Genomic DNA, 10,794 nt, shown 5'->3' on the forward strand with positions numbered 1-10,794 from the left:
ATTCAAGCTATAAAAGAGTAATTAATTATAAATGGGAAATAAAAGAAGAAGATAAGGGACTTTTACTAAAAAATATAAATAAAACTTTAGGTAAAGATTATGAAAGTTTAAAATCTTATTTATATAATAGGATAGTAGAAGAAATAAGTAATCGAGATGGTTATTTTGATAATATTGAAATTAGCGAAGAAAATAGAATTAAGGCTTATGGTATAGCATTGTCAAGTATAGAATATATGGTATTAAAAAAGTGTAATATTGAATTTAACTTGCCAGAAAACATAAATTTTGATACTATAAAAGATATTAAAGTATTTTCAAAAGTTGGAAGTTTGGCAACAGATATATCAAGGGACATATTAAGAGAAATGTTCCTACAAGTAAAAAAACTTGAAAAAGAAAAAGAACGTAAAGGAGAGGTAGAGAATGGACGAGAAGTTAATACAAGCAATGCACAAGGCAATAGCAGAGGGCAGAACAAAGATAGAAACGACACCGACAGGTTGGGAGATAGAATACTTCGAGGACGAGGAAACGGGACTATGGTATCCAATGTTCGAGCTGGAGGAGGAAGTGGAAATCGAGCCGAGCCAAGTACCTTATGGAATGATGTGGAAAGAGTACCTAATGGAGAACAAAAGGCACGAGATAACAACATTAGTAATGACAGGGGAACTGAACAAGAGAATGCTAGAGATACAGGAAATGGCAGAGAGCTACAAGGAGAAAATAGTGAAACAATTATTAGAGGAACAACCAATGCCACCGTCAGACAAGACGCTAGAGAGAGCATCACATCTAACACATATACATCAGATAGCAGAGGAAATGACAATCAAGGATATAATAGAGAAAATAGTATAAATAATAGTGAGGAAATGCAAGAGCCTAGTGAAAATATAGGCTCTTTTTCTATTGAAGAAAAATCTAATGAAGAAGTAGAAATAGAAGATATGATTAGCTACATTAATGAAAATGTAGGTAAGGAAATAGATATAAAAGATTTTGATGAAGTAGATGAAGATAATTTTATACTATTTAAAGAAATTTTATTAAATCTTATAACAAAAGAAAATATTGATGGAAGAAATACTTTATATTTAATTGATAGTTTAGATAAAGATATAGATAATCAAGAAAAAGGAGATTATGTAAAAGACTTTTTTAAAGATTTAGATTTTTCTTATTATGATGAAACTTTAGGGATTAATATAGAAGTACAAGCTAATGAAAATGGTTTAACATTTATTAATGAAGATATAGGAGTAAAATTTACCTATGAATATTTACAAGAAAAATTACAAACAGCTATTGAAGATGGTGTGTATGAAAATTATGTTAATGAAATAGGTGATTATAATATACCAGATGAAATAGAAGAAATGGAACAAGAGATTTCAAATCAAGAACTATTTGAAACGGAATATTATGATAATGAAATAACAGAAGATTTTACACTAAATGATAGCATAGAAGAAACTCAAAATTATGTTTATAGTGAAGAGCATAACCTATATGATGGTGGAATTAAAACAAGGGCAAGAAAAAATATTGAAATAATAACACTATTAAAGGAAATTGAAGAAGAAAACAGACAAGCAACATCAGAAGAACAAATAGTATTAGCTGGTTATAATGGCTTTGGAGGACTTGCAAATGTACTAGGCAATAAAATTGGTTTTGAAGAAGAATATCAAACGTTTAAGAATATTTTAACAGAAGATGAGTTTAAATCAGCAAGTAAATCCACAACAACTGCATACTATACCGAACAAAAAATAATACAAGCTATGTATAAAGCACTTGATAATTTTGGCTTTGAACAAGGTAAAATACTAGACCCTAGTATGGGAACAGGCAACTTCTTTTCTGCTTTACCTAATAAGATGAAAAATTCTACCCTTTATGGAATTGAACTAGATAGTATTACAGGAAGAATAGCAACACAGTTATATCCAAATGCTAATATTAGTATACAAGGCTTTGAAGAAACAAATTATCCAAATAACTATTTTGATGTAGCTATATCAAATATACCTTTTAATAATTTACAAATAAATGACCCTAATTATAATAAATACAATTTTAAGATACACGATTATTTTATAGCTAAAATGATAGATAAAGTAAAGCCAAATGGTATTGTTGGAATTATTGCTACTAAAGGTGTACTTGATAAAAAAGATAGTAGTTTAAGAAAATATGTAAATGAACGAGCCGAACTTGTAGGAGCTATAAGACTACCCAATAATGCTTTTAAACAAATAGCAAATACTGAAGTTACAACAGATATAATCTTTTTTCAAAAAAGAGAGCAACCTTTATTAGAAATAGAAAATAATGCAAGGTGGCTTAACATTTCTGAAGATAAAAATGGAATACCTATTAATAATTATTTTATTGACAACCCTCAAATGATTTTAGGAAAAATGATTTTTGATAGGAGTATGTATGGTAATGAAACAGAAACAGCTTGTAAGCCCTTTGAAAATACTAATCTTTATAACCTTTTAAATAATGCAATAGAAAATTTACATTGTACTTATAAATATTATGAAGTGGAAGAAGAAAAAGAACAAAGTGATACAAGAGAAGTTGTAAATATAGAAAATAATATTAGAAATTTATCTTATGGGATAATTGGTAATCAAATTTATTATAAAGAGAATTACCAATTAATTAAACAAAATATAACAGGTAAAAAAGCTGAAAGATTAACAGGTTTAATAGGTATAAATGAGGCTTTAAGAGATATAATAGATTTTCAAACTAACGAAGAAATAATTAAAAATTATACAACAGAACAGTTTAATATTGAATTACAAAATAAAATACAAATTTTAAATGAAAAATATGATAAGTTTGTAACGAAAAATGGTTATATAAATGATAAAGCTAATATTAGTGTATTTAGAAATGATATAAGCTATCCACTTTTAACATCTATTGAAAAAGAAGTAAATGGAAAGTTTGAAAAGACAGACATATTTTATAAGCCAACAATAAAAATAAAAAAACAGTTTACAGTTGAAAATGCTGAAGATTGTTTGAAAGTTTGTCTTAATAATTTAGGACGAGTAGATATTGAATATATGAGTAACATATATAATAAGCCTAAAGATGAAGTAATAAAAGAACTAGGAAATAAGATATTTCAAGACCCTATACTTTATAATAAAGATGATATATATACAGGATATGTAGTAGCAGATGAATATTTAACAGGATATGTAAAAGATAAATTGGCTATTGCAAGAGAAAAAGCAAAAGAGTTTCATATATTTGAAAGAAATGTTCAAGCACTAGAACAAGTACAACCAATACCATTAAAGCCTAGTGAAATAGGTTTTACTTTAGGTTCTAAATGGATACCCTCAGATATTTATAGTAAATTTATAGAAGATTTATTAGAAATTAAAGTTTCTTCAAGTGAATATACAGACTTACATTATTTAGAATATAATGGAGAATATTATATTGAGGGTAAAAATCGTAGTGGTTTAAAAATAAGAGAAACTTATGGTACAAAAAGAATGAATGCCCTTGAAATTATAGAAAATACATTAAATTTAAAGCCTATTAGAATTAATGATAAAGTAGAAGAATTAAATAAAAAAACTGGAGAAATTAAAGAAAAATATGTATTAAATGTTAAGGAAACTATACTTGCAAAAGCTAAACAAGAAGAAATAAAAACAGCTTTTCAGAAGTTTATAGGTAATGATAAAAACAAGTTAGAATATTTAACAAATATTTATAATGAAAGATTTAATAATTTTGTTAGTAGAAAATATGATGGAAATAATCTTGAATTACCTAATATATCCAAAGATATTACATTAAGAGATTATCAAAAAGATGTAATTGCAAGAGCTATTTATTCTAACTCAAATGTACTTATAGCACACGAGGTTGGAGCTGGGAAGACTTTTAGTGCAATAGCATCAGTATATGAACAAAAAAGGCTAGGAATAATAAATAAGGCTTTAATAGTAGTACCTAATCATTTAACAAAACAATGGGGGAATGAATTTTTAAGGCTATATCCTAATGCAAATATTTTGGTAGCTAGAAAAAGTGATTTTGAAAAAGAAAATAGACAAAAATTTATTTCTAAAATAGCAACAAATAATTTTGATGCTATAATTATGAGCCATACAAGTTTTGAAAGAATAGTAATATCTAAAAAAACTAGAGCTAATGAAATAGATAAAGAAGTAGAAAATATTACAAAACATTTAAAAGAAATGTCTTTAATAACAGGCAAAACAAGTTGGAATGTAAAAGAATTAGAAAAAATTAAAAATAATTTAATAGTTAAAAGAGAACTTCTTTATAAAGAAGAAGTTAAAGATAAACATATAGATTTTGAGCAGTTAGGTATTGATTGTCTTGTTATTGATGAAAGTCATAGATATAAGAACAGAGAAATATATACTAAAATGGATAGAGTAGCAGGTATAAATACATCTAAAGCACAAATTGCAATGGATGCTCATTTAAAAGCACAATATATAAGTAACTTAAATAAAGGAAAAGGAGTTATATATTTAACAGGAACACCAATTACTAACTCAATGAGTGAATTATATGTTATACAAAGTACCTTACAACCAAAAGATTTAGAAAAGAAAGGTATAGGAACGTTTGATAAATGGGTAAGTACATTTGGTGTAGTAGAGGAAAGTGATGAAATAAAGCCAGAGGGTACAGGATACCAAAAGAAAATGAGGTTATCAAAGTTTTATAACTTGCCTGAACTTATGAAAATGTTTAATAATATAGCTGATATAAAAACTGCAGAAACGTTAGACTTGCCACGCCCTAGTTTAAAAACAGGTAAAGAACAAATAATAAAAGCAGAACTAACAGAAGACCAAAAAGCATATGTTGATTTACTTGTTGCTAGAGCGGAAAATATAAGGGATGGTATAGTAGACCCAGAAATAGATAACTTTTTAAAAATAATACTTGAGGCAAGGCTATTATCAATAGACCCACGAATTTTAGATGATAAAATACCTTATAATCCAAATACAAAATTAAATATATGTGCAAGAAAAGTAGCTGAAATATATCACGAAACAGCAGAAAATAAAAGTACACAAATTATATTTTGTGATAGTGGAATACCTAAAGATAATAAATTTAATTTTTATGACGCATTTAAAAAAGAACTTTTAGAAAATGGTGTTTCAAAAGATGAAATTGCTTATATACATAGTGCTAAAACAGATGAACAGAAAGAAAAGCTATTTGAAAAAGTAAGAAAAGGAGAAATAAGGGTACTTATAGGAAGTACAGAACGAATGGGAGTAGGTACAAACGTACAAAATAAACTTTATGCATTGCATAATATCGATATACCTTGGGTGCGACTTGAAGTCGCATAGATAATTGTTTAACTAAATAAAGATTAAACCCACTATTCCGTTAGTGGTAGCCTAATACCACCTGCTTTGCTAGTAATAGCAATGTTAGGAAGCTGGTATGACAATGTAGCCCTCCACGAAAAGTGGTTAAGTCAAAGTCGTGAGGCAAAGACAAATCTGCAAGCAACAATGCGGTTAGGGAGCTAGGCTTAGTAGTATGGCTAACATATGTGAACTGTCATTTAAACGTCGTAACGTCCAACGAGCCAAAGTTGCTGATAGGCTCTAGCCCAAAATGGGAAGCGGTCAGATAATTCTTTCCATGGTAGAATTACACGGATATAAGCACCGTCGGCGAATGAGACAGAGCCTAACCTACTATTGTTATCTATGTGGAACAAGGTAAGCCTGTATTTCTCCTAATTATTTAGGAAAGTATTTCGTAAGAGATACCGATAGAAGTGCAGGTATAGGATTGTAGAAAAAGCGAATGTCATTTTGTAATGAAATGAATAGGGGTTCAAAATTTGCCCTAACTCGAAAGGGTGCAGACTTCTACATAAGGTAATTCTTTACAAGAAACTTATAGAATTTTTGAAAGGAGTAAAGCAAATGAACATTAATAAAACAATGTGTGCAACTACTGACCCTAGCTTTGCGTGGAAATCCATTGATTGGAAAAAGTGCGAAGCACAGGTTAAAAAACTACAAGAACGTATTGTAAAGGCTAGAAAAGAAGGTAGACATGGCAAGGTAAAATCTTTGCAATGGACACTAACACACTCTTTTTCAGCAAAAGCAATAGCTGTAAAAAGAGTAACAACTAACGAAGGTAAGAAAATGCCTGGAGTAGACGGAGTATTATGGTCTACAGATAAAGCAAAATATGAAGCAATTCTAAGTTTGAAAAGAAATGGATATAAACCACAACCATTACGCAGAGTATTTATTAAAAAAGCAAATGGAAAATTACGTCCACTTGGAATACCAACAATGAAAGATAGAGCAATGCAAGCACTGTATCTATTAGCACTTGAACCAATTGCAGAAGTAACAGCAGACCCTCATTCTTATGGTTTTAGGAAAGAAAGATGCTGTCAAGATGCAATACAACAATGTCATACAATCTTAAGTCGCAAAAACTCTCCTAAATGGGTATTAGAAGGCGACATAAAAGGTTGTTTTGACCATATCAGTCACGAATGGTTACTTAATAATATTCCTATGGATACCAAAATCTTAAAGAAATGGTTGAAGTGTGGAGTTATTTTCAAAGGAGAATTATTTAAAACTGAAGAAGGAACAATGCAAGGAGGAATTATTTCTCCAACACTTGCTAATATGACATTAGATGGATTAAGTGATTTATTAGCCACTAAAAATAAGAGAGTAAATCGAAAAAATGAGAAGTACTCTCCTATGGTTAATATGGTTCGTTATGCTGATGATTTTATAATTACAGGTAGAACAAAAGAGACGCTTGAAGAGATTAAACCAATGTTAATAAAGTTTTTAGCTGAACGAGGATTAGAATTATCTGAAGAAAAAACTTTAATTACACATATTGATGATGGATTTGATTTTCTAGGATTTAATGTTAGGAAATTTAAAGGTGTATTACTTGCACAACCATCTAAAAAGAGTGTAAAGAAGTTTTTAGATAGTATTAGATATGTAATTGACAGCAATAAATCTTGTAAACAAGAAACTCTAATAAGGTTATTAAACCCTAAAATAACAGGTTGGGCAAACTACTATAGATGTGGAGCTTCTTCAAGAACGTTCCAAAAAGTAGATAACCAAATCTTTCAAAAACTGTGGCAATGGGCAAAAAGACGACACCCTAAAAAGGGTAAACGTTGGATTGCTAATAAATACTTTCATTTCTATAAAACTAGACGTTGGACATTTTTAGTAAAGTCTATTAAAAATGGAAAGGTGGATATATTCCCACTTAAATTTATGTTTGATACTAAAATTATAAGACATAAGAAAATAAAAAGTGAAGCTAATCCATTTGATGTAGAATGGAAATCATATTTTGAAGAAAGAATGACTTATAAAATGCTCTTATCTTTAAAAGGCAGAAAATCATTGCTTTATATGTGGAACAAGCAGAAATGTAAATGTCCCCTTTGTGGAGAAAGCATAACTGCTGAAATTCAGTGGAATGTGCGAGAACAAAAAGAAAATGGACAAATAGTTCGCTATCTTGTACACGACAAATTTTATAAACAAAATCGTTAGTTGACTAGCCGACATCTGTATTGGCAGATGTTTTGAATTGCTTGAGCCGTATGAGGGGAAACTCTCACGTACGGTTCTTAGAGGGGAAAGGGATAGTAATATCCCTGACCTACTCGACCGACCAGACCAGCTTATTCAAAGAAATGGTAGAATATTAAGACAAGGTAATGAAAATAAGGAAGTAGAAATATTTAATTACATTACTGAAGGTTCATTTGACAGTTACTTATATGTGCGACTTGAAGTTGCTTAATTAATTGTTTAGCAATAAGACTAAACCAGTCATTCCGTTGACTGAGCCTAATATCGACTGCATTACTGGTAACGGTTTTGTAGTAAGCCGATATGAAAATGTAGCCCTTTAAAACCAAATCGTGAGAGGAGGTTGTTACTGTTAGCAGTGAAACGGTTAGGGAGCAGGCTTGATAGTATGGTTAATGAAAATGAACTACTGATAAACGTCGTTAATCTGAATAGGCTAAAACTGTTGATAAGCCTAAACCAAAAGGTGTACAGTTGGATAACTCTTTATATAGTAGGGTTACACGGACATAAAACTGTCGGCGAAGAGGTAGAACCTAACCTATCAATTTGTTAATTAAGTAGAACAAGGTAAGCCCATATTCTCGCTTTATAAAGCAAAGTTGACCGTAAGGAAAACCGATGGGAGTGTGGGTAAAGGAAAGTGGAGAAAGCGAAAGCCGTTTTGTAATGAAACGGATAGAGATTTAAATGTTATCCTCACACGAAAGTGGGCAGACTTCCACTAGGTTTTTAATCACAAGATAATCTTTAGAATTTTGAAAGGAGTAAAGCAAATGAACAGTAAAATGTGTGCGACTACTGACATAGAAAAATGCTGGTTTCAAATAGACTGGAACAAAGCAGAAAAATATGCTGAAAACCTACAGATACGTATTGTGAAAGCTCATAAACAAGGCAGAAAATCAAAAGTTAAATCTTTACAATTTCTGCTCACAAACTCGTTTTATGCTAAAGCATTAGCAGTAAAACGTGTTACTCAAAATAAGGGTAAAAATACGGCAGGTGTTGATGGCGAATTATGGCTAACACCATCTGCAAAATATAAAACAATTTTCAAACTACAAAAAAGAGGATATAAACCAAAACCATTAAAAAGAATTTATATTCCTAAAAAGAATGGTAAGAAAAGACCTTTAAGTATCCCAACAATGACTGATAGAGCAATGCAAACATTGTATAAACTTGCATTAGAACCTATAGCAGAAACAACAGCAGACCCTAATTCATATGGTTTTAGGGCTAAAAGATGTACACAAGATGCTATAGAACAATGCTTTATAAGTTTAAATAAAAGGAAATCACCAAAATGGGTACTAGAAGGAGATATAAAAGGTTGTTTTGATAATATAAGTCATCAATGGATATTAGAAAATATACCAATAAATAAAAAAATATTAAAGAAATGGCTAAAAAGTGGATATATAGAAACAAAAAGACTTTTCCCAACAAGAAAAGGTACGCCACAAGGTTCAGCTATTTCTCCAATAATATGTAATATGGTACTAGATGGAATAGAAAAAGAATTAAAATCAAAAATACGTAAATATAAAATTAAAGGTAAAGTATATTTTCCTAAAGTTAATTTTATAAGATATGCTGATGACTTTATAGTTACAGGATACAGTAAAGAAATTTTAGAAGATAAGGTAAAACCTATAATAACGGAATTTCTTAAAAAACGTGGGCTAGAACTATCGGAAGAAAAAACTATAATAACTCATATAGAAGATGGTTTTGATTTTCTAGGCACAAATATTAGAATGTATAATAATAAACTTTTAATAAAACCATCAAAAAAGAACTTTAAAAATGTTATTGATAAGATAAGAAATATTATTAAAACAAACAAAACCATTAAACAAGAATTTTTAATAAACAAACTTAACCCAATAATAAGGGGTTGGGTAAACTATCATAAATATAATGTTTCATCAAAAGCATTTGAAAAACTAGACTATGAAATATGGAATTGTTTATGGAAATGGTGTAAAAGAAGACACCCAAATAAAGGTAGAAGATGGATAGCAAAAAAATATTTTCATTTAATAGGGCAAAGAGCGTGGACATTTAGTAAAGCATTAGAAAATAAAAAAGATGAATATATACGCCTTATATATGCTACAGATACAAATATTAGAAGATTTACAAAAATTAAATCTGAAGCTAATCCATTTGATGAAAACTGGCAAGATTATTTCTTAGAAAGAGAAGAAAAGAAAATGTTAAACAACATTAAAGGTAGAAAAATTCTTGAAAAACTATGGAAAGAACAACAAGGAAATTGCATTAAATGTGGCAATAAAATAACAGTAGAAACAGACTTTAGGCTACAAAAAGAAAATAACAAAATATATTTTGTACACCCTTATTGTTATAAAAAATCAAATAAAAATGAGCTGGTTCTTGAAGATTTATAAGAGAAATTTTAAAAACTTGAGCCGTATGAGAGGAAACTCTCACGTACAGTTCTTAGGGGGGAAAGTTGTAGTAATATAACTGACCTACCCGACCAAATTTTAGAAAACAAACAAAAGTTTATTTCACAGGTAATGACAGAAAAATCCCCTCTTATAAGTTGTGATGATATAGACGAAGTTGTGCTTAACTATGCAGAAATAAAAGGGCTTGCTATGAACAATCCATTTATAAAAGAAAAAATGCAAGTAGATACAGAAATAAATAAACTTACTCTTTTAAAATCAAGTTGGCAAGAAAGTAAAGAAAAACTTAAAAATATAATAAAAGATACACCAACAAAAATAGAAAGGTTAAGTAATTCTCTTGAAAAAGTAAAACAAGATATAGAAACTTATAGAGTAAATAAGCCTATTGATTTTAAAATAACTTTAAATAATAAGGTATTTTTGGATAGAACAAAAGCAGGCGAATACTTAAATACATTAATTAAAAATATAGCAAAAGAAAAGCCTACTGATGATATTGAAGAAATAGGTATTTTTAGTGGTTTTAAAGTAGGATTTACTTATACAATGGGTGTATCTAAAATTTATTTAATATGGGAAAAAACTTATTCAAAAGATTTAGGTGTATCTGATATAGGAAATATTACAAGGCTTGAAAATTTAGCAGATGATATAGTAAAAGAACTAGAATTATATGAAGAAAGACT

General features: G+C 29.3%; 6 protein-coding genes and 1 pseudogene. 6 read left to right on the top strand and 1 reads right to left on the bottom strand.

The window, feature by feature from the left end:
• Positions 1 to 205 precede the first annotated feature (205 nt).
• Complete coding sequence (locus tag R5Z65_RS10245) at positions 206 to 358, bottom strand: hypothetical protein (RefSeq protein WP_369124034.1); 153 nt, start codon at positions 356 to 358, stop codon at positions 206 to 208.
• 194 nt (positions 359 to 552) lie between these two features.
• Between R5Z65_RS10245 and R5Z65_RS10250 the strand changes: the two genes are divergently transcribed.
• The 6 genes and pseudogenes from R5Z65_RS10250 to R5Z65_RS08625 form a co-directional block, all read left to right on the top strand.
• Positions 553 to 864 (top strand): TnpV protein, encoded by a 312-nt coding sequence (locus R5Z65_RS10250; RefSeq protein ID WP_369124035.1) that lies wholly within the window; start codon positions 553 to 555, stop codon positions 862 to 864.
• 2,669 nt (positions 865 to 3,533) lie between these two features.
• Positions 3,534 to 5,393 carry an SNF2-related protein gene (locus R5Z65_RS10255; protein ID WP_369124036.1) on the top strand — a complete coding sequence of 620 codons (1,860 nt, stop codon included), beginning with the start codon at positions 3,534 to 3,536 and terminating at the stop codon, positions 5,391 to 5,393.
• A gap of 597 nt (positions 5,394 to 5,990) precedes the next feature.
• Positions 5,991 to 7,619 carry a group II intron reverse transcriptase/maturase gene (ltrA, locus tag R5Z65_RS08610; RefSeq protein ID WP_317368562.1) on the top strand — a complete coding sequence of 543 codons (1,629 nt, stop codon included), beginning with the start codon at positions 5,991 to 5,993 and terminating at the stop codon, positions 7,617 to 7,619.
• Between the two features lie 400 nt (positions 7,620 to 8,019).
• Entirely contained in the window at positions 8,020 to 8,217 is a 198-nt protein-coding gene (locus R5Z65_RS08615) for a hypothetical protein (protein WP_317368558.1), read from the top strand.
• A 220-nt stretch (positions 8,218 to 8,437) separates the two neighbouring features.
• Positions 8,438 to 10,081 (top strand): group II intron reverse transcriptase/maturase, encoded by a 1,644-nt coding sequence (gene ltrA / locus R5Z65_RS08620; RefSeq protein ID WP_317368560.1) that lies wholly within the window; start codon positions 8,438 to 8,440, stop codon positions 10,079 to 10,081.
• 132 nt (positions 10,082 to 10,213) lie between these two features.
• Positions 10,214 to 10,794, top strand: a pseudogene (locus tag R5Z65_RS08625) (hypothetical protein); the annotation flags it as partial.

Source organism: uncultured Tyzzerella sp. (genome assembly GCF_963558545.1).
In the GTDB taxonomy this organism is placed as follows: Bacteria; Bacillota; Clostridia; order Lachnospirales; family CAG-274; genus Tyzzerella.

Excerpts from the sequence above, each read along its gene's own strand:
- R5Z65_RS10245 (WP_369124034.1), bottom strand. The coding sequence starts at position 358 with ATGTCCCTTGATATATCTGTTGCCAAACTTCCAACTTTTGAAAATACT.
- R5Z65_RS10250 (WP_369124035.1), top strand. The coding sequence starts at position 553 with ATGTTCGAGCTGGAGGAGGAAGTGGAAATCGAGCCGAGCCAAGTACCT.
- R5Z65_RS10255 (WP_369124036.1), top strand. The coding sequence starts at position 3,534 with ATGAATGCCCTTGAAATTATAGAAAATACATTAAATTTAAAGCCTATT.
- ltrA (WP_317368560.1), top strand. The coding sequence starts at position 8,438 with ATGAACAGTAAAATGTGTGCGACTACTGACATAGAAAAATGCTGGTTT.